We start from the raw sequence: 22,048 nt of genomic DNA, 5'->3' as shown, positions 1-22,048 counted from the left end.
CCTCTCTCCCCGCCCCCGGGCGCCGCCGCCGCCCGGGGGGGGGGGGGCGCGCCCCGGCGTCCCCCCCCGCGCCGCCCCCCCCCCCCCCGCCCCTCGAGGTACCCGCAGCCGCATGCCACTCGACCACACCCAGGCACCCGTCCTGCAAGCTCTGGCCGCCTACCACGACCACCATGAACTCGGCTTCACACCACCGGGGCACAAGCAGGCGCGCGGGGCCGATCCCGAGGCGCGGGCGGTACTGGGGGACGCCGTGTACCTCGGTGACGTGCTCGCGTCCGGCGGGCTCGACGACCGGCGCGGGCGGGGGCAGGTCCTGGAACGGGCCGAGCACCTGATGGCCGACGCCGTGCACGCCGAGCACACCTTCTTCTCGACCTGCGGCAGTTCCCTGTCGGTCAAGGCCGCCATGCTGACCGTCGCGGCCCCGCACGACTCCCTCCTGATCAGCCGCGACGCGCACAAGTCGGTGGTGGCCGGACTGATCCTGGCCGGTATCGAACCCGTATGGCTCGAGCCGCGGTGGGACCTCGAACGGCACCTCGCGCACCCGCCGTCCGCCACCACCGTCGCCAAGGGGTTCGCCGACCACCCCGAGGCCCGCGGTGCGCTGGTCACCAGCCCCACCCCGTACGGCGCCGCCGCCGATCTCTCCGCCATCGCCGCGGTCTGCCACCGCCGGGGCCGGCCGCTGATCGTGGACGAGGCATGGGGCGCCCATCTGCCGTTCCACCCCGACCTGCCGGCCTGGGCGATGGACGCGGGCGCCGATGTCTGCGTCACCAGCATCCACAAGATGGGCAGCGGCCTCGAACAGGGCTCCGTCTTCCATCTCCAGGGAGATCTCGTCGACCCGGCCGCGCTCGCCTCCCGCGCGGATCTGCTCGGCACGACCAGCCCGTCCGTGCTCCTGTACGCGGGCATCGACGCGTGGCGCCGCCAGATGGCCCTGCACGGCCGCGAGCTGCTCGGCGCCGCACTCGAACTCGCCCACACCACACGGCAGTCCATCGATGCCCTCGACGGTCCCCGGGTCGACCGCCGCGAGGACTACTGCGGCCCGGGCCGCGCCGACGGCTTCGACCCGCTGCCCGCGGTCGTCGACGTCACGGGCCTGGGACTCACCGGATACCGCGCCGCGGACTGGCTGCGTGCCCGGCACCACATCGACGTCCACCTGGCCGACCACCGCTGCATCAGCGCCCAGCTCACCCACGCCGACGACCTGGTCACCACCGGCCGTCTGGTGACCGCCCTGCGCGATCTGGTCCACCGCGCCCCGTCGCTGCGACCCGTGCGCCGGGTGCAGGTCCCGCCGCCCGCCGAACTGCGCTTGGTCCAGGAACTCCTGCCACGTGACGCGTACTTCGGACCGACCGAGGACGTCCCCGCCGCACGGGCCGCGGGCCGGGTCGTGGCGGAGATGCTCACCCCGTATCCGCCGGGCATCCCCGTGGCCCTGCCCGGCGAGCGGCTCACCGACGCGGTCCTGACCTATCTCCGTACGGGCGTCGAGGCCGGCATGAACGTCCCCGACGCGGCCGACCCCGCCTTGCGCACCCTCCGGGTCGCCGCGGAGCGGTGAGCCGGAGGGCCGGAAGCGGGCGGCCGACAGTCCGCAGGCAGCAGGCCTCGCCTCAGGACGACGGCGGATACGGGTTCTTGGCGAGCAGCCCGGCCAGGTGCACCGCATTGCGCGCCAAGGTCCGGGTGGTGGCGGCCACCTGCTCCGGGGTCTCCTCGAGGTCCTGGTAGTCGGTGCCCTGCATCGCCTGGCCGACCCAGTACGTCCCGGCGCCCGGCGCCAGCGAGAATCCGACGTCGTTGAGTCCCTGGTACAGATCCGCGCAGACCTTGTGCGCACCGTCCTCGTTGCCGACGACCACGACCGCCGCGACCTTCCCGTACGTGAGCATCCGCCCCTGGCCGTCGGTCTCGGACAGTTCGGCATCCAGGCGTTCGAGGACCCGTTGGCAGATGCTGGACGGGTGGCCGAGCCAGATCGGGGTGGCGAGTACCAGGATGTCGGCGTCGAGCACCCTCTGCCGCAGCCGCGGCCACTCGTCGCCGTCGCCCATGTCCTTCTCGACGCCGGGCAGCACCTGGTGGTCGGCGACACGTACCGTCTCGCCGTCGACCCCCAACTCCTTCATCTCATGCAGTACTTGGGCGGCGAGCAGGTGGCTGCTCGACGGGGAGGTGCTGGGGTTGAGGCTGCAGGCCAGGGCCAGCGCGCGCATAGGTCTCCTCGGTAGTTCTCGTACTCGGTGGTTCTTGTGCTCGTCAGTTCTTGTGCTCGGTGGTTCTCGTGCGTTATGGAAGCGGGGTCCCGCCGGTTGCGTTGAGGATCTCCGCGGTGATGAAACCGGCCTGGTCGGAAGCGAGATAGACGTACGCGGGCGCCATCTCGGCAGGCTGGGCAGGACGGCCGAGCGGCGCCTGCTTCCCGAACTCGGCGGTGTCCGGCAGCGTCGCCGGGATGAGCGGCGTCCACACCGGGCCCGGCGCCACCGCGTTCACCCGGATCCCGTCGCCGACCAGCATCTGGGCCAGGCCCTGCGTGAAGGTCACGATGGCGCCCTTGGTCATCGCGTAGTCGAGCAGATGCGGGCTCGGCTTGTACGCCTGCACCGAGGTGGTGTTGATGATCGAGGCGCCGGGACGCATATGCGGCACCGCCGCCCGGCACAGCCAGAACATCCCGTACAGATTCGTGCGGACGACCCGGTCGAACTGCTCGGTGCTGACGGCGGTGAGCCCGTCGGGCTGGGACATCTGGTACGCGGCGTTGTTGACCAGGACGTCGATCCGGCCGAACTCGGCGACCGCGCGCTCCACCACCCGCTCGCACTGCTGCTCGTCCCGGATGTCGCAGGCGACGGGGAGCGCGGTCCGTCCGGCGTCCTCGACCAGGCGTGCCGTCTCGCGGGCCTCCGCTTCCTCCTCGGGCAGATACGTGAAGAGGACATCGGCACCCTCGCGGGCGAAGGCGAGCGCCACGGCGCGTCCGATGCCGGAGTCGCCACCCGTCAGGACGGTCTTGCGGTCGGTGAGCCGGTGGGCGCCCTTGTAGCTGTCCTCGCCGTGGTCCGGCGGCGGGTCCATGGGGCCGGTCCAGCCCGGCGGCTCCTGGTCCTGGGACGGGAAGTCGGGGCGCGGGTGCGCGGTCGTGGGGTCCTGCGCGGGGCCGTCGGACATCGGCTGCTCCTCGGCGAAGTGCTCGGAAGTGCTGGTGGGAGTGGCCGTGTACCCGCGGCGCCCCTGGGCACACGTCCGGTCTCGCCCCCTGTACCCGTACGGGAAGGAGCCCGCCATGGAGGGCAAACGGATCGTCGTCACCGGCGCGACCGGCAACGTCGGGACCAGCGTCGTACGGCGGCTGGCCGAGGAGGAGGGCGTCGGCTCGGTGCTCGGCCTGGCCCGCAGGACGCCTGAACTGGATCTGCCGAAGACCGAGTGGGAGGCCACGGACCTCGCCGACGAGAGCGCGCTCGCCAAGCTGTTCCACGGCGCGGACGCCGTGATCCATCTGGCCTGGCGCTTCCAGCCCTCGCGCGATCCGGCCACCACCTGGCGCACCAATGTGCTCGGCACCGTCCGCGTGCTGCAGGCGGTCTCCGCCGCTGCCGTGCCCGCCTACGTCCACGCGTCCTCGGTCGGCGCGTACTCGCCCGGCCCCAAGGACCGCCCGGTCGACGAGTCCTGGCCGACGCACGGCTGGCCCGAAGCCGCGTACTGCCGTGAGAAGGCCTATCTGGAACGGGCCCTGGACGCCTTCGAGCAGGCGCACCGGGAGATCAGGGTGGCCAGGATGCGGCCCGCGTTCCTGTTCAAGGAGGAGTCGGCGAGCGAGCAACGGCGCATCTTCGGCGGCCGGTTCCTGCCGGGACAGCTCGCCCGCCCGTCCCTGCTGCCGCTGCTGCCGGACATCCCGGGGCTGCGCGTCCAGGCCCTGCACACCGACGACGCGGCCGACGCGTATGTGCGTGCCGCGCTGAACGACCAGGCACGCGGCCCCTTCAACCTCGCGGCCGAACCGGTCCTCGACGCCAAGACGTTGGGCGAGCTGTTCCACTCGCGTACGGTCCCGATGCCGCGCGTCGCGGCCCGCTCCGCACTCGCGGCCGCGTACGGGCTGCATCTCGTGCCGGCCTCGCCGCAGCTGTTCGACGCGGTACTGCGGCTGCCGCTGATGGACTGCGCCCGGGCTCACTCCGTACTGGGGTGGCAGCCGCGCAGGACCGCGCTCGAAGCGGTGGAGGAACTGGTGCAGGGGATGCGCGAGGGAGCCGGGGAGCCGACACCGCCGATGGCCGGGAGCACGGTCGGCGCCTGAAGGCCGGGCGCCTGAAGGCCGTCATGGCGAGGGCCCGCCCCGTCACGCCTGCCAACCGCACTTCCGCGCCCTCGTCACGCCTGCCGCCCGCGCCTTCCGTATCCCCACCACACCAGCCCCGTGCACACCAGCACCACCGCCCCCACCACCCTGAGCGCCGACGACATCCCCGCGCCGTAGTCCCCGCCGTCCGCCGACAGGACGGTCCCGGTCACCGCGACGCCCAGGGCCGCGCCCAACTCCCGTGCGGAGATGCCGAGTCCGGAACCGAGACCGGCCGCGTGCGGGGGCAGCGCTTCCAGTACGCCGATCGTCAGGGCCGGCATACAGATCCCGGTACCGAAGGAGATGACCAGGAGCCACACCACATAGAGTCCGTACGGGGTGTGCGCACCGGCCGTGGAGGCGGCGAGCAGGCCCGTGCCGATGAGGGCCAGACCGGTCGTGATCACCGGGCGGGGCGATGGAGGTCTCCCCTGCTCGAGCGGAGCCGAGAGCTTGGGGAAGTGCCGGCGGGCCGCGAACCTCGGGGCCAGGGCCATCCCCGCGCTGACCGGCATGATCGCCAGGCCGGCCAGTGCGGGGCCGTACCCCTTGAGTCCTTGCAGGTACTGCGAGTTGACGAAGAAGAGGGAGAACAGGCCGAAGAACCCGGTGGCCAGACCGAGCGCCGCCGCGCTCAGCCGCGGCGCGCGGAACACACGCGGGTCGAAGAGCGGCGCGGGGGAGCGCAGGCCGTGCCGCGCGAAGGCCGCCGCGAGCAGGGCGCCCAGGGCGAAGGCGCCGAGGATACGGGGGGACGTCCAGCCGTACGTGGGCCCCTCGATGATCCCGAAGAGCAGGGCGAACAGGGCCGCGGTGACCAGCAGGGTGCCCAGCGGATCGGGGTTGCCCCGGGGCGAGCGCCCGGTGCGCGGGACGGCGTACGCGACGCATCCGGCGAGCACCGCCGCCAGCGGCACCATCAGCCAGAACAGGGCACGCCAGCCGAGGTACTGACCCGCGAGCCCGCCGGCCAGATTGCCGAACGCCCCGCCCACGCCGATCGCCAGCGTCCACGCGGCCATCGCGCGCACCCGGTGCAGGGGGGTGTCGCCGAGTTGGACGAGGATCGACATGGTGGACGGGGTGATCAGGGCCGCGCCGATACCGCAGACCGCCCGGCCGGCTATCAGCACAGCGGGTGAGGCGGCCAGTGCACTGGTCATCGCACCGGCCGCGAACAGCGCGAGCCCGGTCAGGAGCGCACCCTTGCGGCCGTAGCGGTCGGCCGCCGCGCCCGCGGGGATCAGCAGACCGGCGAAGGCGAGGACGTAGGCGTCGACCGTCCACATGATCTCGGACGCGGACGGGTGCAGCGCCGAAGAACTCAGCTGGGGGATCAGCAGGTTGATCGCCGCCACCATGCTCTGCGCCACCATCACGCAGGCGCAGACGGCAAGCAGCGTGGCCCGCCCGAGCTTGGGGGCGGTCGCCGTCAGGGCAGGCGTGGACATGGCGGCTCCTTCGGGAGCTGGTGCGGTCGGAGGTGCGCTCGGGATGCGCTCTGAGGTACGCGCGGAGGGCGCCCTTTCAACGTAGGCTCGGCGGTGGCCTGCTTTCCAATGCAAGTTATGCAGGGAGTACTTGCGTATGACGCAATCCGCCAGCCGTCCGTCCGGTCCCGGCCCGGCCACCGGCCTCGACCTGAACCTCCTTGCGGCCCTGGACGTGCTGCTCGAGGAGGAGAGCGTGCGGGGCGCCGCACAGCGCCTGCATCTGTCCGAACCCGCGATGAGCCGCACCCTCGGCCGCATCCGCAAGGCGCTCGGCGACCCGGTCCTGGTGCGCGCGGGCCGGCACATGGTGCCCACGCCCTACGCGCTGTCGGTCCGTGCCGAGGTGGGTGCCGTCGTCGAGCGGGCCAGGGCGCTGTTCGCCGCGCACGGGGAGCAGGATCTGCGGGCCGTGGAGCGGACGTTCACCGTGCACGGCCAGGACTCGATCGCGGCTCTGCTCGGTCCGAGGCTGCTGGCCCGGGTGCTCGAAGAGGCGCCGGGCCTGCGGATCCGTTTCCTCGGCGAGAGTCATCTCGACGCGCCCGTACTGCGCGAGGGCACGGCGGATCTGGAGGTCGGCGTGATCGACTCCACGGCCCCCGAGGTGCGGGTCGAACCGCTGTCCGTGGACCGGATGCGCGGGGTCGTACGGGCCGGACACCCGCTCCTGAAGGGCAAGTTGACCGCCCGCCGGTTCGCGGAGTCGGCCGAGCACCTCACCGTGTCACGCCGCGGCAAACTGCACGGCCCGGTGGACGAGGCCCTGGCCGCACGGGGACTGAGCCGACGGGTGGTGGGCGCGGTGGCCTCGTTCCCCGCATCGCTCTTCCTCGTGCGGGACACCGATCTGATCGGCCTGGTCCCCGGCTGGTCCACCCCGATGACCGACGCACTCGGTCTGGTCACTTTCCCCGTCCCGCTTGACCTGCCGCCGCTGGCGCTGGCGATGGCCTGGCATCCGCGCCTCGACGCGGATCCGGCGCACCGGTGGTTGCGGGGGTGTGTGCGGGAGTTGATGGGGGCGGGCGAGCAGTCGGGCCGCTGACCCTGAGGGCCGGCAGTCGGGCCGCCGCCTGATCCGGTCGGCGGCCCGGCTGCATGAACTCCCGTACTACCAGGACGACTTACGCACCCCCGGCAGGAACCCGGCATGCGCCTGAACCCGCAGGTTCACCCGGGACAGGCCGAACGTGCGCAGATAACCTCGCGGCCGCCCGTCGACACTGTCCCGATTGCGTACGCGGGTGGCGCTCGCGTCACGCGGCTGGCGCCGCAACTGGCCCTGTGCGGCGCGACGTTCGTCCTCGCTGCTCGACGGCCGGCGAATGATCTCCTTCAGCTCCGCCCGGCGGGCGGCATGGCGGGCGACGAGCTCGCGCCGTCGCTCGTTCTTCGCGATCTTGCTCTTCTTCGCCATCAGACCCTCACCCCACGCGCCCGGATCCGGGCCGCGGCGGCCTCGATCCCGATCGAGTCGACCGTCTTGATCCCCTTCGTGCTGAGCGTGAGCCGGACATGGCGCCCCTCGCTCGCCAGCCAGTACCGCTTGCGCTGCACGTTCGGGTCGAAACGGCGTGAACTGCGCCGGTGGGAGTGGGAGATGGTCTTGCCGAAACCGGGCTGCCGCCCGGTCAGCATGCAGTGCGCGGACACGTGACGTACCTCTCTCGTCGGATCGCGGCTCCCTTTTTGTTAATGGGAACCATTTTCATTTACTCTAGCCGACATGGCCCGCAACGAACTACGTCCTGTCATCAAGCTCAGGTCCACCGCAGGGACCGTCCCCCAAGCTCTCGGCTTCGCTCGAGCAGGGGGTGCCCCCATCACCTACGTCACCCGCAAGAACCGCCGCAACAACCCCGACCGCCTGGTCCTGCGCAAGTACGACCCGGTCGCCGGCCGCCACGTCGACTTCAAGGAGGAGCGATGAAGCCCGCCATCCACCCCCCCCGTACGGCCCGGTCGTCTTCCGTGACCGCGCAGCGAACTACGCCTTCCTCACCCGCTCCACCGCCACCAGCGACAAGACGATCGAATGGGAGGACGGCGAGACCTATCCCGTGATCGACGTCGAGATCTCCAGCGCGAGCCACCCCTTCTACACGGGCACCGCCCGCGTCATGGACACGGCCGGACGCGTGGAGCGCTTCGAGCGCCGGTACGGGCAGCGCGAGGGCGGTCGCGGATGACCGGGGACACCGGGGGAGCGGCGGATCCGTCCCCGGGGCTGCCCGTGGTGATCGTCGCCGGGCTGCACGCCGATGCGCGCAAGGCGACGGTCGAGCGGCTGCTCGCGAGCGTGCCGGACAGTGTCGCGCTCCATCACGACCTCTCGACGGCCGTGCACGGCACGGTGGTGCGCACCCTGCGCGACGCCGAAGGTGTGCTCGGCACCGGGGAGGCGCCGCTCGCCAACGACTGCGCGTGCTGCGCCCTGCGCGAGGACCTGGTGCCCGAACTGGAACGGCTGGCCGACGCCGGTCCGACCCGGCTCGCGATCGTCGAACTCTGGGACTCGGTCGAGCCCAAGGCGATGGCCGAGGTGGTGGCCGGCCACGGGCTCACCGTCTCGTCGGTGATCACGGCGGTGGACCCGGCACTGCTGCTGCCCTGCCTGGGCAACGGCGACGATCTGATGGTCGCCGGCCTCGCCGCCGCCCCCACCGACCAGCGCACCATCGCCGATACCTTCGCCCGCCAGCTCGAATACGCCCCCGTACTCGCCGTCGTCGCAGGACCCGAGGCCGACGACGAGGACCGGGCGCTGCTCGCACAGCTGCACCCGACCGCCCGCCAAGTCGCGCTCGACGGCGACGCGTTGGTCCGGGCCGCCCGGGCGGGCTTCGACGTCGAGGCCGCCGCGGCCGCCCAGCACCCGGCCTGCGCGCTGCTGCCGCAGGAGGCCGACGAGGCCGGGGTGGCCACGTATGTCTGGCATGCCCGCCGGCCCTTCCACCCCGAGCGGCTCTACCAGGCCCTGGAGGATCTGACCTGCGCGGCGGCCCGCAGCCGCGGCCGGTTCTGGCTCGCCGACCGGCCCGACACCCTGCTCGCCTGGGACGCCGCGGGCGGAGCGCTCTGCGTGGAGAACGCCGGCCCCTGGCTCGCCTCGCTGCCCGACGCGGCCTGGGAGCTGGTCCCCCCGGTACGGCGCGCCGCCGCCGCGCTCGACTGGCATCCCGAGCACGGCGACTGCTGTCAGCACCTGGTGTTCACCTCGCCGGGCCTGGACCGCGACGGTCTGCGGCGGGTCCTCGACTCCTGTCTCCTCACCGACGCCGAATACGCCGCCGGACGCGGCTCATGGAAGCACCTGCCGTCCGGCTTCGACACCCTCCTGGAGGTCTGACCGCATGTCCCCGCGCCGCGCGACCGAGCGCAAGCCCGTCAAGTCCCGCCCCAATCCCCTGGATGCGGCGGGCATCACGTACATCGACTACAAAGACACCGATCTCCTGCGCAAGTTCGTCTCCGACCGCGGCAAGATCCGCAGCCGGAGGGTGACCCGCGTGACGGCCCGGCAGCAGCGGCAGCTGGCACGCGCCATCAAGAACGCCCGCGAGATGGCACTGATCCCGTACGGGACTCGGTGAGCCGAGGGGCGGGCCCAGGGCCCGCCCCTCGAGGCTCAGCCCTCGAAGCCCGCCTCCTTCAGCGACTTGTCGATACGGGCCCGGTGGTCGGCCTCCCACTCGTCGAGCGTCAGCTCCGCCTCCTTGGCGGCCTTGAGGCGGGCCGCCGTGAGCACGTCCTCCGCCCGGTCCTGCGGGACGACCACGATGCCCTCCTCGTCGGCCACGACGATGTCGCCGGCGTGCACGATCACCCCGCCGACCCGGACCGGTGCGTTGAACGGTTCGACCGTCCTCTTGTTGCCCGGGATCGGCACAACGCCCTTGGCGTACACGGGAAATCCGCTCGCCCGGACCTCGGCGACATCACGGATCGCCCCGTTCATCACGAACCCCGCGATCCCGCGCCGCTGGGCGATGGCGCACACATTGCCGCCGGCCAGCGCGTACCGCGCATCGGCCGCCTCCACGACCAGCACGGACCCCGGCTCGGCCCGGTAGATCGCCGCGTGCAGCCCCAGTTGGTCTCCGGCGGGACACCGCACGGTGAACGCGGGCCCGGCGATCCGCGGCGCCGGACCCCACAGGGGGCGGATGTCGAGGTCCATCACCTGGGTGCGGCCGACCGCTTCGGCGAGGGTCGTCGGGGAGAGGTCGCGGAAAGCGGTGTGGTCGGTCATGGCCGGTTCGTCCTCACTGTGTTCGGTCCCTGGGCACCCGGTTCGACCTGATCACGTGTGGGGCCCGTGAAACAAGAGGTGACGGACGCGCGGGACCGTGACCCGTGTCGCTGTTGGGCCGAACGGGTGAGTCTGCGCAAGAATCGAGTGGTGCAGACAATCAGTGCGAGCCACGAGGCCGGCGGAAGCCGACGGCCGGGGCAGGTGGAACAGTGAACCGTCACTACCGCGACGTCACGGACGAACAGTGGGAGGGGCTCGCCGAGGTCGTACCCCTGCGCAGCCGTGACGAATGGCCGTCCTGGCCGGGCCATCGCGCCCTGCCCGAGGCGCAGACCGAAGCGCGCCGCCGCTTCACGGTGCTGCGGGTCAACGTGTTCGCCGACGCGCGCGACGTCGCCCAGTCCCTGATGGGCGGGATACCGGTACTGCTCGACCTGAGCGGCGCCGAGACCCAAGTCGCCAAGCGGGTCCTGGACTTCAGCAGCGGAGTGGTCTTCGGACTGAGCTGCGCCATGACCCGCGTCGACCGCAATGTGTTCCTCCTGACACCCGCGGACACCGAGGTGCAGGGGCTGGTGCAGCACGCCACGGGGATCGGTCTGCCCCGTTCATAGCGGTGTCCTTCGATCGTAGGAACCGGGCACTGGCAAAACGGTTCGTCATACGGCGGCCCGCATAGCGTCCCGCTATGACTGTGCTCACCCAGGCGCCCACGGACGCGGGCCCCTCCGGGCCCGCGTCCGGACCACCCGCCGTCAGCGCCCTGCGGCTCTCCGCGTTCGCCGGGCACCGGGGCGCCACCCTCCCGCTCGGGCCGTTCACCCTGGTCACCGGGGCCAGCGGCAGCGGCAAGAGCAGCGCGCTGCGGGCGTACGAAGTCCTCGCGCGCCTCGCGTCAGGGGCCGCGCTCGCGGAGGCCGTACCCGACCCGCACGCGTGTGTGCCGGAGTGGGCGCGCTCCGACCGGCAGGGCCGGCGCGGCTTCCGTATCGGATGCGCCGTCGCCGGGCCCGTGGGCCGGGTACGGCTCGACCTCGCCGTGCAGGTCGAACCCGAACTCCGTATCGCGGGCGAGCGGTTGACCCTCGGTGACATGGTCCTCATGGAGTCCGCGCTGCGCGACCCCGGGCGCCGCACGGTCCAGGCGGCCTGGCACACCGCGGGCAGCGCACCCGTCACGCGTGCGCCGCTGCCCGACGACCGGCTCGCCACCGCGCTGCTTCCGCTGCGGGTCGCCGGCAAGACCGACGGGCAGCGCAGCGTCCTCGCCGCGGCCGAGCAGGTCGTGCTCGCGCTGCGCTCCTCGTACGCCTGCGACCCGCAGCCCTCACGGATGCGCGCCCCCGTGGCATCCGGCTCGGGCCGGCTGCTGCGGGGGTGCGACAACCTGGCCGATGTGCTGCGGCGTACGCGCGCGGAGTGCGGCAAGCGCCATGCGCAGCTCGTCGCCGCGGCGCGGACGGGGTGCTCGGGGGCGGTCACGGACGTACGCGTGGAGGGCGCGGCCGACGGGACGCTGCGGGCCGTGCTCGACCGGGGCGCTTGTGCCGGCACGCCGCTCGCTCGGCTGGGGGAGGGCGAGCTGCGGTATCTCGCGCTCTCCTTGGTGCTGCTCACGGGGCCGGGCGTGCTGGCCGTGGACCAGGTGAGCGAAGTCCCTTCGGCGCTGCAGCCGTTGACGGTCGTCGCCGACGGCTTCGACCGGGGGCTCGACCGACGCCAGCGCGAGGAGCTGCTGCGGCTCGCGGCGCGGATGTGCGCGCGGGGTCACATCCGGCTGCTGGCCACGGTGGGCGAGGAGGCGGCGGGGGCGGGTCCGGCGGACGGCGCGACGGTGGTAGACCTTGGGCGTGACAGAGAAGGAACAGAACGGCACGAGCGGCAAGAGCGACCTTGACGTACGGGAGCTGCAGCGCAGACTGGCCGCGTTCGCGGCCGCGCGGGACTGGGGCCCGTACCACACGCCGAAGAACCTGACCTCGGCGCTCAGCGTCGAGGCGGCCGAACTCGTCGAGATCTTCCAGTGGTTGACGCCCGAGCAGTCCGCGCACGTCATGGACGACCCGGACTTCGCGCACCGGGTGCGGGACGAGGTCGCCGATGTGCTGGCGTATCTGCTGCAGTTCTGCGAGGTGCTCGGGGTGGACGCCCTCGAGGCGCTGGCGGACAAGATCGACCGCAATGAGCGGCGGTATCCGGTGGGGGCGAAGGGGCCCGCGGTGCCGGGGCGGATCAAGTCGACACCGGAGACCGGCCGTTCATCGGCATCGGGGACCGACCGTTCATCCGCCTTGGATCGTCACTCTGCGGAGTGATGAGGTTATCCACAATCGCGCTTCTGTCCACAGTTTCCCGAAATCCTCTGGCCCTCGGGCCCGGTAGCCCTCACGCTGGGTAGTGAACAGATAGGGCGTCGGGAATGCGCGGCCGTCGGCGTGGACGGAGCGCGGCCGGCCTGGCGTACGGCACGGGGGACATGGCATGGATGCGGTACGGCTGATCGCGGCCACCAGAGGTGCGCTGGCGCGCAGTGAGGCGCCGGCGGACGTCCTGGCCGAGGCCTGGCAGGCCCAGGCATTGGCCAGGACGATGGCGGCGCATCTCGCGGTGAGCGGTCCGCCCGAACTCCGCCACGAGGCCCTCGACTTGAGCGAGGTGAGCGGCCGCGGCACGCTCGGCACGTCCCTCGGCGCACCCCTCGACTCCGACGGCATACGCGCCACCCGCCTCACCTCCGTCGCCGACCCCCGCGCGTCCCTGATCGCCCTGGGCGCGCTGCTCGGCGAGGTCGGCATCGCCCTGGTCGGGGTGGCCTGCGCGGTGGACGGAGAGGCGGACTACTGGCAGTGCATAGAGGCCATCGACACCGCGGACGACTCCCACGACCGCGTCCTGGAGATGCTGCGACGGCTGGGGGGACGGGGGTTGGGGCGGGAGGTGGCGGGGCGGTGAGCTGAGGGAGGCGTGACGCAGGGCCGGTGGGGGAGGGTCGCCCCTTGGGCGAACTGTGGCTCTGCGGAAACCGGCCGGGCCGGTCTGCGAGTGTCGCCCTATGGTTCCGCGATGAGCAACTCCACGGCTTCAGCCGTTCTCACCACCACCGACCTGTCCGAGGCCGTACGCGCGGTGCGCACCTTGCTCGGCCTGGCAGACCTCGCCGAGGCGGAGGTCGACTTCGAAGCGGTGATCAGGTCGCCGGATGTGCTGGAGCGAGTGCGGCACGTGCTGCCTGACGTCCACTGGTGGTCGTCGGCGGGCAAGGAGCACGGTTCGTCGGAGGGCGGTGACCATCCCGAGGACTGTTTGCCTCTCCGGGTGTTCGACTGGGGGCGTCCGCTGGATTGCGCCGAGCCGTTCATCGCCGCTTTGGGCACGGATCCGGCGGCTGTGCGATGGGACCTGAACGGATGGCCTGCGGTTGCCGAGGCGGGCCTGACGCACATCTCACGGAAGTGGGCGTACCTCACGCTGAGCGTGAACTCCCGGGACCTCTGTCAGGATGAGCTCTCGCATGACCACACCGTCCACGTGCATGCCCGGAATCGGGACGGAGACCAGGTGGCCCGCGTCCGTTGGCTGGCCGACCGGGTAGGCGGCCGGTTCACAGGCAGAGTGGAGTCGGCCCCTCTGTGACCGGACCGTTCAAGGAACCGGCGCCATCCGGGGAGGCGCCGGTGAGGGCCCGGAATCGGTCGCGTCCGAGCCGGACAGGGCGACCGAATTCCGGGCTCACGCCCGCTCAGCCCACCTGCCCCTGAACCTCCTTCGAGATCAGCTCCAAGTGGTCCAGGTCCTCCAGGTCCAGGATCTGGAGGTACACCCGTTCCGAGCCGATCTCCGCATAGCGGCCCAGCTTGTCGACGACCTCGGAAGGGGAGCCGGCCAGGCCGTTGGCCTTGAGTTCGTCGACGTCGCGGCCGATGACCGCCGCGCGCCGGGCCACCTCGGCGTCGTCCTTGCCGACGCAGGCGATCAGGGCGTTGGAGTACACCAGATCGTCCGCCTTGCGACCGGCGGCCTCGGCAGCCGCGCGGACGCGGCCGAACTGCCGCTTGCTGTCCTCGATCGAGGCAAACGGGATGTTGAACTCATCGGCGTACTGCGCGGCAAGGCGCGGTGTCCGCGTGGCCCCGTGGCCGCCGATCAGCACCGGCACCTTGGCCTGCGCGGGCTTGGGCAGCGCAGGCGAGTCGGTCAGCTGGTAGTGCTTGCCCTCGTACGAGAAGGTCCGGCCCGCCTCCGTACCCCACAGCCCGGTGACGATGGCCAGCTGCTCCTCGAGCCGGGCGAACTTCTCCTTGGGGAACGGGATGCCGTACGCCTTGTGCTCCTCCTCGAACCAGCCCGCGCCCAGGCCGAGTTCGACCCGGCCGCCCGACATCTGGTCGACCTGGGCCACCTGGATGGCCAGCACACCGGGCAGCCGGAAGGTGCCGGCCGTCATCAGCGTGCCGAGCCGGATCCGGCTGGTCTCACGGGCCAGACCCGCGAGCGTGATCCAGGCGTCGGTCGGGCCCGGCAGGCCGTCGGCGGAGCCCATCTTCAGGTAGTGGTCGGACCGGAAGAACGCGTCGAAGCCGAGGTCCTCGGTCGCCTTGGCGACGGTGAGCAACGTGTCATAAGTGGCCCCCTGCTGGGGCTCGGTGAAGATGCGAAGATCCATGCCCTCCATCCTGCACGCTCGAACGCCCGTCAACCGAGCCGACCCCGCCCGTCCAGGCGCTCCTCGGTCGGGTGAAACTGCGTCAACTGCGGGCCCGGCAGCGGTCCGTGCCAGTGACCTGACCTGGGGGTGATCGTTGGCTCGGGCGGAGCCGGACAGCCCGGCACCGGCGCACGCTGCCCGGGCGTCGCCTGCACGAACTGCTCCGCCCCACTGGGCGGAGCGCAGGCCGAGGAGGCCGTCATGTCCCAGGAAGCCGCGCCGGAACAGGCCACGGAGATTCCCGCCCAGGGCGGCCGCCCCAAGGGTCTGCTGCAGCAGATGGAGGAGCTGATGGCCGCGCTGAATGCGGACCTGTCCCAGCTCGACGCCGATCTCCAGTCCGCACCCCGCACCCCCACCGAGGACACCCGACGGGACTGACACCCCTGTCCGCTAGGGTGACGCCCCGAACGCACGGGCGCCGAGCCCGCGGACCACGAGGTGGGGGAGATGGCGCAGACGCGCGGCAGCAGTGTGACGGGCTGGATCCATGCCGTGGCCAGCGTCCTGGTCGGCGCGGCCGCCGTGCTCATGCTGGGCATCCAGTTCTTCTCCGCCACGACGGCCGGCGCGATCGCCATCGGTGTCGCGCTGGTCGGCCTGGTCGTCGAGGCCAAGAACGGAGACATCTCCCGCCGTCGCACCTTCCATCTCGCGGGTCTCCTGATGGGCATCGCGGCGGCGGTACTGGCACAGATCGTGCCCTCTTTGTTCTTCTTCGCCTCCATGTAAGGCCGGGCAGCGAGGCGGGAAAGCCTCCCCGACTCCCCTTCTGACCTCTGGTTTTGCATAATGCACGGGTGACAGACGGACGGCATCGCACGTATGGGTCGGGGGAGAGCGCCGACCGTTCCCGGCGTGCCGCCCATCACCGGACAAGTCACCGCCTGGCCGCCAGAGCGGCCACCAAAACGGCCGCCGGAATCCGCAGCCGTCTGAGCCGCGGGGCCCTCCCGCCGCCGCTGTGGCTGAGGATCGAGGGCATCACCGTCGCGCTGGTCGGGCCCCTCGCCGTCATCGGCTGCACGGTCGCGGCCGTGCTGGCCGGGCTGCCTTCGTCCAAGGCCGTCGCCGCCGGAGTGGTCGCCGTCCTCGCGCTCACGCTGTATCTGTTCGTCACCCGCGCCGGACGGCTCATCAGCGGCATCGTCGCCGGCCTCGGGATCGCGCTCGCCCTGGTCGTACCGCAGGCGGCGACGGAGCTCACCCTGGCCGGGCGCGGCGAGCGCGTCCAGGTCGTGGTCACCGCGGTGGACACGAGCAGCGAGGACGAGGGCCGCTATCTGTGCTCCGTGCGGTACGGGGACGGGACGCCGGTGCAGCGGCGCCTGTGGCGAGGGTGCTCGGCCTCGGTGTCGCCCGGGGAGTCGATCGCGATGGTGTACGACCCGCAGGGGCGGATCGCGCCGAGGGGAGCCTCGCCCGCACCGGACACCTGGCGGCTCGTGGCCCAGGGGGCGGGTCTGGCCGGGCTGCTCGCCGCGTTCAGTTACGCGGCTGTCGTACGGTCGATCCGCCGCCGGTACTGAGGGCCGTCGGGGGCCATGGGTCCGTCCCGTACGGACCGAAAATCCCTGCAGGCCGGCGCGGTGTCCGGGGTACTTTGAGCGGACGCCCGGATCCGGGCGCACCCACTCAGACGGCGTCCATGACGCCCCCGTATCGAGGCAACCACCGTGTTCCTGACGATCTCCACCACCGGCACCCCGGACCGCCCCGCGACCGACCTCGGCTTCCTTCTGCACAAGCATCCCGACAACGCGCAGGTGTTCAGCACCTCGCAGGGCCGGGCGCATGTGCTCTACCCCGAGGCGGACGAGAACCGGTGCACGGCGGCGCTGCTCCTGGAGATCGATCCCATCGCGCTCGTCCGCAAGGGCAAGGGCAAGGGCCGCGGCGGTGCGCCCGACGCGGCACTCGCGCAGTACGTCAACGACCGCCCGTATGCCGCCTCCTCGCTGCTCGCCGTGGCCCTGAGCTCGGTGTTCAAGTCCGCCCTGCGCGGCGTGTGCCCCGCGAAGCCCGAGCTCGTCGGACAGACCCTGCCGCTGCGCATCGAGGTGCCGGCGCTGCCCGCACGCGGCGGCGCCGAGCTCGTCACCAAGCTCTTCGCACCGCTCGGCTGGAACGTCACCGCCGAGTCCGTGGCGCTCGACACCCGGTTCCCCGAGTGGGGTGCTTCGCGGTACGTACGCCTCGTACTCGAAGGCGACATGGTCCTCGCGGAGGCGCTGCGGCACCTGTACGTGCTGCTGCCGGTGCTCGACGACGCCAAGCACTACTGGGTCGCACCCGACGAGGTCGACAAACTGCTCCGTGCCGGTGAGGGCTGGCTCGCCGAGCACCCCGAGCACAAGCTGATCACCAGCCGCTACCTGTCCCGGCGTTGGTCGCTGACGCGCGAGGCGATGGAGCGGCTCGAACTGGTGCGGCTCGCCGACCTCGACGAGCTCGAGGTGGAGCAGGTCGACAACGCCGTGGACGAGGAGGACTCCGCCGACGAAGTGGCAGATGCAGAGGAGAAGCCGGTACCGCTCGCCGTGCAGCGGCGGGACGCGATCGTCGAGGCGCTCAAGGCGTCCGGTGCGCACCGGGTGCTCGACCTGGGCTGCGGCCAGGGCCAGTTGGTGCAGGCGCTGCTCAAGGACGTGTCGTTCACCGAGATCGTCGGTGTCGATGTGTCGGTGCGCGCGCTCACCATCGCCGCCCGCCGGCTCAAGCTGGAACGGATGGGGGAGCGGCAGGCCTCGCGCGTCCAGCTCCTCCAGGGTTCGCTCGCGTACACGGACAAGCGGCTCAAGGGATACGACGCCGCCGTGCTCAGCGAGGTCATCGAGCACCTCGACCTGCCGCGCCTGCCCGCGCTCGAATACGCGGTGTTCGGCTCGGCGCGGCCCACGACCGTGCTCGTGACCACGCCGAACGTCGAGTACAACGTCCGCTGGGAGTCGCTGCCCGCAGGGCACGTACGCCACAGCGACCACCGCTTCGAGTGGACCCGCGAGGAGTTCCGGGACTGGGCGCGGCGGGTGGCCGAACGGCACGGCTACGCCGTCGAGTTCAAGCCCGTCGGACCCGACGACCCGGAGGTCGGGCCGCCCACACAGATGGCTGTTTTCACCATGAGCAGCACCGGCGAGACCACGAAGGGAGAGCAGGCCGCATGACGAACAACCCGACCGAAGCACCGCGCGCCGGCCGCGTCCTGCCCGTCACCGATCTGTCCCTCGTGGTCCTGATCGGCTCGACCGGCTCGGGCAAGTCCAGCTTCGCCCGCAAGCACTTCAAGCCCACCGAGGTGCTCTCCAGTGACTTCTTCCGCGGCCTTGTCGCCGACGACGAGAACGACCAGGGCGCCAGCGGCGACGCCTTCGACGTCCTGCACTACATCGCCGGCAAGCGCCTGGCCGCAGGCCGGCTGACCGTCGTCGACGCGACGAACGTGCAGACCGAGTCGCGCCGTCAGCTCGTCCAGATCGCCCGCCAGTACGACGTGCTGCCGATCGCGATCGTCCTCGACGTCCCCGAGGAGGTCTGCGCCGCGCGCAACGCGACCCGCGCCGACCGCGCGGACATGCCCCGCCGCGTCATCCAGCGCCACCAGCGCGAGCTGCGCCGCTCGCTGCGCGGCCTGGAGCGCGAGGGCTTCCGCAAGGTGCACATCCTGCGCGGGGTCGAGGAGATCGAGGGCGCCTCGATCACGATCGAGAAGCGCTACAACGACCTCACCCACCTCACAGGACCCTTCGACATCATCGGCGACATCCACGGCTGCCGCTCCGAACTCGACACCCTCCTGGGCAAGTTGGGATACGAGGACGGAGTACACCCCGAGGGCCGTACGGCAGTCTTCGTCGGCGACCTCGTCGACCGGGGCCCGGACAGCCCGGGCGTCCTGCGCCGCGTGATGTCCATGGTCAAGTCGGGCAACGCGCTGTGCGTGCCCGGCAACCACGAGAACAAGTTCGGCCGCTACCTCAAGGGCCGCGGCGTCCAGCACACCCACGGCCTCGCCGAGACCATCGCGCAGATGGACGGCGAGAGCGAGGAATTCCGCGCCGAGGTGCGGGAGTTCATCGACGGCCTCGTCAGCCACTACGTACTCGACGAGGGCAGGCTCGTGGTGTGCCACGCAGGCCTGCCGGAGAAGTACCACGGCCGCACCTCCGGCCGCGTCCGCAGCCACGCCCTGTACGGGGACACCACCGGCGAGACCGACGAGTTCGGCCTGCCGGTGCGCTACCCGTGGGCCGAGGACTACCGAGGCCGCGCCGCCGTGGTCTACGGCCACACCCCGGTGCCGACCGCGTCCTGGGTCAACAACACCATCTGCCTCGACACGGGCGCCGTGTTCGGCGGCAAGCTCACCGCGCTGCGCTGGCCGGAGCGCGAACTGGTCGACGTACCGGCCGAGAAGGTCTGGTACGAGCCGGTCAAGCCGCTCGCGTCCGAGGCGCCCGGCGGGCACGAGGGCCGGCCGCTCGACCTGGCGGACGTCCAGGGCCGGCGGATCGTGGAGACGGAGCACCACGGCCGGGTCTCGGTGCGCGAGGAGAACGCGGCAGCGGCGCTGGAGGTCATGAGCCGTTTCGCGGTCGACCCGCGCCTTGTCCCGTACCTGCCGCCGACGATGGCACCGACCGCGACCTCGCAGGTCGAGGGCTACCTGGAGCACCCGGCGGAGGCTTTCGCGCAGTACGCCGCCGACGGGATCGAGCGGGTCGTGTGCGAGGAGAAGCACATGGGTTCGCGGGCCGTGGCGCTGGTGTGCCGCGACGCCGCGGCCGCGCGCGAGCGCTTCGGCGTCGACGGCCCGACCGGATCGCTCTACACCCGTACGGGCCGCCCCTTCTTCAGCGACCCGGAGGTCACGGAGGAGATCCTGCGGCGCGTACGGGAAGCGGTGGACGAGGCCGGACTCTGGGAGGAGTTCGGCACCGACTGGGTGCTGCTCGACGCGGAGTTGCTGCCGTGGTCGCTCAAGGCCTCGGGCCTGCTGCGGTCGCAGTACGCGGCCGTCGGTGCGGCGGCCGGTGCGGTCTTCCCCGGGGCCCTCGCCGCGCTCGAGGCGGCGGTCGCACGCGGTGTCGACGCGGGCGAGCTGCTGACCCGGCAGCGGGAACGGGCCGCGGACGCCTCGGCGTTCACCGAGGCGTACCGGCGCTACTGCTGGACGACGGACGGTCTGGAGGGAGTGCGTCTCGCGCCGTTCCAGATCCTCGCGGTCCAGGGCCGGAGCATGGCCGCCGTGCCGCACGACGAGCAGTTGGCTCTGCTCGACCGTCTTGTCGCGGCGGACCCGACCGGCCTGCTGCAGACCACACGCCGCCTGTACGTGGACACCGGCTCGCCCGAGTCCGTACAGGCCGGTGTCGACTGGTGGCTGGAGATGACGGGGCGCGGCGGCGAGGGCATGGTCGTCAAACCGCTCGGCGCGCTGGTGCGCGACGGCAAGGGGCGGCTCGTCCAGCCCGGCATCAAGTGCCGCGGACGCGAGTACCTGCGGATCATCTACGGGGCCGAGTACACGCGCCCGGAGAACCTGGAGCGCCTGCGCAACCGGTTCCTCGGCCACAAGCGGTCGCTCGCCCTGCGCGAGTACGCACTCGGCGTCGAGGCCCTGTCCCGGCTCGGCTCGGGTGAGCCGCTGTGGCGCGTCCACGAGGCGGTCTTCGCGGTCCTGGCCCTGGAGTCGGAACCGGTGGACCCCCGGCTGTGACTCATTGCCGGACGGGCTGACTTTCAGCCCGTCCGGCGCTTGAGGACATCCGGAGGAAGTCCGGATCCGGGGCCTGGGGCGCAGCCCCAGTTTCGGGAAGGGGCGGGTAGGGGAAAAGGAACCGCTGCACGCAAGCCCGCAGCCCGCAGCCCGCGTCCGGGGGAGGATCCCCCACGTCCGGGGGAGGATCACCCCATGGGATTCCACGTCGACTCCGAAACCGGACGCCTGCGCCGGGTCATCCTGCACCGGCCCGACCTGGAGCTGAAGCGCCTCACCCCCACCAACAAGGACACCCTCCTCTTCGACGACGTCCTGTGGGTCCGCCGGGCCCGCCAGGAGCACGACGGATTCGCCGACGTCCTGCGCGACCGCGGCGTCGAGGTCCACCTCTTCGGGGACCTGCTCCAGGAGACGCTGACCCTCCCCGCCGCACGCGATCTCGTCCTCGACCGGGTCTTCGACGAGAAGGCCTACGGCCCCCTGGCCACCCCGACCCTGCGGGCGTCCTTCCAGACGATGCCCGCGGCGGATCTGGTGTCCGCCCTTGTCGGCGGCATGACCAAGCGCGAGTACCTGGAGCGGCACCCCGAGCCCACCTCCGTGCGCTTCCACACCATGGAGCTCGACGACTTCCTGCTCGGGCCGCTGCCCAACCACCTCTTCACCCGCGACACCTCCGCCTGGATCTACGACGGGGTGTCGATCAACGCGATGCGCTGGCCCGCCCGCCAGCGCGAGACCGTGCACTTCGAGGCGATCTACCGGCACCATCCGCTGTTCACGGGCTCCGCGGCCGGAACGTTCCACCACTGGTCCGAGGGGCAGTCCGACTACCCGTCGACCATCGAGGGCGGTGACGTCCTGGTCATCGGCAACGGGGCCGTGCTCATCGGGATGAGCGAGCGGACCACCCCGCAGGCCGTGGAAATGCTGGCGCACAAGCTCTTCGCGGCCGGGTCCGCCCGCAGCATCGTGGCGCTCGACATGCCCAAGCGGCGGGCGTTCATGCACCTCGACACCGTGATGACGATGGTCGACGGCGACACCTTCACCCAGTACGAGGGGCTCGGCATGCTCCCCTCGTACACCATCGAACCGGGCGTCGGTGAACGGGAGCTGAAGGTCACCGACCATCCGCCCGAGCACATGCACCGGGCCATCGCGGCAGCCCTCGGACTCGGCTCGATCCGCGTCCTGACAGCAGTCCAGGACGTCCACTCCGCCGAGCGGGAGCAGTGGGACGACGGCTGCAACGTGCTCGCCGTCGAACCCGGTGTCGTGATCGCTTACGAGCGGAACGCCACCACCAACACGTATCTGCGCAAGGAGGGCATCGAGGTCATCGAGATCCGGGGCAGCGAGCTGGGCCGCGGCCGTGGCGGGCCGCGGTGCATGAGCTGTCCTGTGGAACGGGACGCGGTGGCCTGAGAGGCGGGCCACTCCGCTGCTCGGTATACATTTGCTGACCTTCGTATATAGTTGCAGTCCATTG

At 71.7% G+C, this 22,048-nt stretch carries 24 protein-coding genes and 1 pseudogene; 18 read left to right on the top strand and 7 right to left on the bottom strand.

The features are described 5' to 3' along the window. Positions 1 to 112: 112 nt before the first annotated feature. Positions 113 to 1,585, top strand: a complete 1,473-nt coding sequence (locus ABT367_RS13460) for an aminotransferase class I/II-fold pyridoxal phosphate-dependent enzyme (RefSeq protein ID WP_352252747.1) — start codon at positions 113 to 115, stop codon at positions 1,583 to 1,585. A gap of 52 nt (positions 1,586 to 1,637) precedes the next feature. On the opposite strand, the gene ABT367_RS13455 is transcribed toward ABT367_RS13460, so the two are convergent. Further along, the gene (locus ABT367_RS13455; protein WP_352252744.1) at positions 1,638 to 2,240 is read right to left on the bottom strand and encodes a flavodoxin family protein; all 603 of its coding nucleotides are present in this window, start codon (positions 2,238 to 2,240) and stop codon (positions 1,638 to 1,640) included. A gap of 73 nt (positions 2,241 to 2,313) precedes the next feature. Further along, entirely contained in the window at positions 2,314 to 3,198 is an 885-nt protein-coding gene (locus ABT367_RS13450) for an SDR family oxidoreductase (protein ID WP_352252742.1), read from the bottom strand. A gap of 115 nt (positions 3,199 to 3,313) precedes the next feature. Between ABT367_RS13450 and ABT367_RS13445 the strand changes: the two genes are divergently transcribed. Continuing rightward, complete coding sequence (locus ABT367_RS13445) at positions 3,314 to 4,336, top strand: NAD-dependent epimerase/dehydratase family protein (RefSeq protein ID WP_352252741.1); 1,023 nt, start codon at positions 3,314 to 3,316, stop codon at positions 4,334 to 4,336. Between the two features lie 74 nt (positions 4,337 to 4,410). Here ABT367_RS13445 and ABT367_RS13440 read toward each other — a convergent pair whose 3' ends face one another. Continuing rightward, positions 4,411 to 5,832 (bottom strand): MFS transporter, encoded by a 1,422-nt coding sequence (locus ABT367_RS13440; RefSeq protein WP_352252738.1) that lies wholly within the window; start codon positions 5,830 to 5,832, stop codon positions 4,411 to 4,413. Positions 5,833 to 5,968: 136 nt separating this feature from the next. On the opposite strand from ABT367_RS13440, the gene ABT367_RS13435 reads away from it, so the two are divergent. Beyond that, positions 5,969 to 6,919 carry a LysR family transcriptional regulator gene (locus ABT367_RS13435; RefSeq protein WP_352252736.1) on the top strand — a complete coding sequence of 317 codons (951 nt, stop codon included), beginning with the start codon at positions 5,969 to 5,971 and terminating at the stop codon, positions 6,917 to 6,919. A gap of 66 nt (positions 6,920 to 6,985) precedes the next feature. On the opposite strand, the gene rpsN is transcribed toward ABT367_RS13435, so the two are convergent. Continuing rightward, entirely contained in the window at positions 6,986 to 7,291 is a 306-nt protein-coding gene (gene rpsN, locus ABT367_RS13430; RefSeq protein WP_352252734.1) for a 30S ribosomal protein S14, read from the bottom strand. Then, positions 7,291 to 7,527, bottom strand: a complete 237-nt coding sequence (rpmB, locus tag ABT367_RS13425; protein WP_352252732.1) for a 50S ribosomal protein L28 — start codon at positions 7,525 to 7,527, stop codon at positions 7,291 to 7,293. The genes rpsN and rpmB overlap by 1 nt, the downstream gene beginning before the upstream one ends. A 73-nt stretch (positions 7,528 to 7,600) precedes the next feature. Here rpmB and rpmG point away from each other — a divergent pair, with 73 nt between their 5' ends. The 4 genes and pseudogenes from rpmG (at position 7,601) to rpsR (ending at position 9,467) form a co-directional block, all read left to right on the top strand. Then, entirely contained in the window at positions 7,601 to 7,804 is a 204-nt protein-coding gene (gene rpmG / locus ABT367_RS13420; protein ID WP_352252730.1) for a 50S ribosomal protein L33, read from the top strand. Next, a pseudogene (locus ABT367_RS13415) lies at positions 7,801 to 8,063 on the top strand (type B 50S ribosomal protein L31). Before rpmG ends, ABT367_RS13415 begins: the two are co-directional and overlap by 4 nt. After that, positions 8,060 to 9,223, top strand: a complete 1,164-nt coding sequence (locus tag ABT367_RS13410) for a CobW family GTP-binding protein (protein ID WP_352252727.1) — start codon at positions 8,060 to 8,062, stop codon at positions 9,221 to 9,223. The pseudogene ABT367_RS13415 and the gene ABT367_RS13410 overlap by 4 nt, the downstream one beginning before the upstream one ends. A 4-nt stretch (positions 9,224 to 9,227) precedes the next feature. Beyond that, complete coding sequence (gene rpsR, locus ABT367_RS13405) at positions 9,228 to 9,467, top strand: 30S ribosomal protein S18 (protein ID WP_352252725.1); 240 nt, start codon at positions 9,228 to 9,230, stop codon at positions 9,465 to 9,467. 35 nt (positions 9,468 to 9,502) lie between these two features. Here rpsR and ABT367_RS13400 read toward each other — a convergent pair whose 3' ends face one another. Further along, positions 9,503 to 10,126 (bottom strand): RraA family protein, encoded by a 624-nt coding sequence (locus ABT367_RS13400; RefSeq protein WP_352252722.1) that lies wholly within the window; start codon positions 10,124 to 10,126, stop codon positions 9,503 to 9,505. Positions 10,127 to 10,338: 212 nt separating this feature from the next. Here ABT367_RS13400 and ABT367_RS13395 point away from each other — a divergent pair, with 212 nt between their 5' ends. The 5 genes from ABT367_RS13395 (at position 10,339) to ABT367_RS13375 (ending at position 13,762) form a co-directional block, all read left to right on the top strand. Beyond that, positions 10,339 to 10,743, top strand: a complete 405-nt coding sequence (locus tag ABT367_RS13395) for a cell division protein SepF (protein WP_199548898.1) — start codon at positions 10,339 to 10,341, stop codon at positions 10,741 to 10,743. Positions 10,744 to 10,817: 74 nt separating this feature from the next. Continuing rightward, positions 10,818 to 12,026, top strand: a complete 1,209-nt coding sequence (locus ABT367_RS13390) for an AAA family ATPase (RefSeq protein WP_352252719.1) — start codon at positions 10,818 to 10,820, stop codon at positions 12,024 to 12,026. Next, the gene (locus tag ABT367_RS13385; RefSeq protein WP_352252716.1) at positions 11,980 to 12,444 is read left to right on the top strand and encodes a nucleotide pyrophosphohydrolase; all 465 of its coding nucleotides are present in this window, start codon (positions 11,980 to 11,982) and stop codon (positions 12,442 to 12,444) included. Before ABT367_RS13390 ends, ABT367_RS13385 begins: the two co-directional genes overlap by 47 nt. 166 nt (positions 12,445 to 12,610) lie before the next feature. After that, entirely contained in the window at positions 12,611 to 13,081 is a 471-nt protein-coding gene (locus tag ABT367_RS13380; protein ID WP_352252713.1) for a DUF6099 family protein, read from the top strand. A gap of 111 nt (positions 13,082 to 13,192) precedes the next feature. Continuing rightward, complete coding sequence (locus ABT367_RS13375) at positions 13,193 to 13,762, top strand: hypothetical protein (RefSeq protein ID WP_352252711.1); 570 nt, start codon at positions 13,193 to 13,195, stop codon at positions 13,760 to 13,762. Positions 13,763 to 13,868: 106 nt separating this feature from the next. Here the strand turns inward: ABT367_RS13375 and ABT367_RS13370 are convergent, their stop codons facing one another. Continuing rightward, positions 13,869 to 14,792, bottom strand: coding sequence for an LLM class F420-dependent oxidoreductase (locus tag ABT367_RS13370; RefSeq protein WP_352252708.1), 924 nt, complete (start codon positions 14,790 to 14,792; stop codon positions 13,869 to 13,871). 243 nt (positions 14,793 to 15,035) lie between these two features. Between ABT367_RS13370 and ABT367_RS13365 the strand changes: the two genes are divergently transcribed. The 6 genes from ABT367_RS13365 to ABT367_RS13340 all read left to right on the top strand — a co-directional run bounded on the left by ABT367_RS13365 (position 15,036) and on the right by ABT367_RS13340 (position 21,984). Further along, entirely contained in the window at positions 15,036 to 15,215 is a 180-nt protein-coding gene (locus tag ABT367_RS13365) for a hypothetical protein (RefSeq protein WP_352252706.1), read from the top strand. A 69-nt stretch (positions 15,216 to 15,284) separates the two neighbouring features. Further along, positions 15,285 to 15,566 (top strand): hypothetical protein, encoded by a 282-nt coding sequence (locus tag ABT367_RS13360; protein ID WP_352252704.1) that lies wholly within the window; start codon positions 15,285 to 15,287, stop codon positions 15,564 to 15,566. Between the two features lie 68 nt (positions 15,567 to 15,634). After that, positions 15,635 to 16,363 (top strand): hypothetical protein, encoded by a 729-nt coding sequence (locus ABT367_RS13355; RefSeq protein ID WP_352252702.1) that lies wholly within the window; start codon positions 15,635 to 15,637, stop codon positions 16,361 to 16,363. 147 nt (positions 16,364 to 16,510) lie between these two features. Continuing rightward, positions 16,511 to 18,001 (top strand): 3' terminal RNA ribose 2'-O-methyltransferase Hen1, encoded by a 1,491-nt coding sequence (locus ABT367_RS13350; RefSeq protein ID WP_352252700.1) that lies wholly within the window; start codon positions 16,511 to 16,513, stop codon positions 17,999 to 18,001. Beyond that, positions 17,998 to 20,553, top strand: a complete 2,556-nt coding sequence (locus tag ABT367_RS13345) for a polynucleotide kinase-phosphatase (protein WP_352252698.1) — start codon at positions 17,998 to 18,000, stop codon at positions 20,551 to 20,553. Before ABT367_RS13350 ends, ABT367_RS13345 begins: the two co-directional genes overlap by 4 nt. 195 nt (positions 20,554 to 20,748) lie before the next feature. Further along, complete coding sequence (locus ABT367_RS13340; protein ID WP_352252696.1) at positions 20,749 to 21,984, top strand: arginine deiminase; 1,236 nt, start codon at positions 20,749 to 20,751, stop codon at positions 21,982 to 21,984. The last annotated feature ends 64 nt before the right edge of the window (positions 21,985 to 22,048 follow it).

Source organism: Streptomyces mesophilus, assembly GCF_040300965.1.
Lineage (GTDB): Bacteria > Actinomycetota > Actinomycetes > Streptomycetales > Streptomycetaceae > Streptomyces > Streptomyces mesophilus_A.
This window is presented reverse-complemented; position numbering and strand designations above follow the sequence as displayed.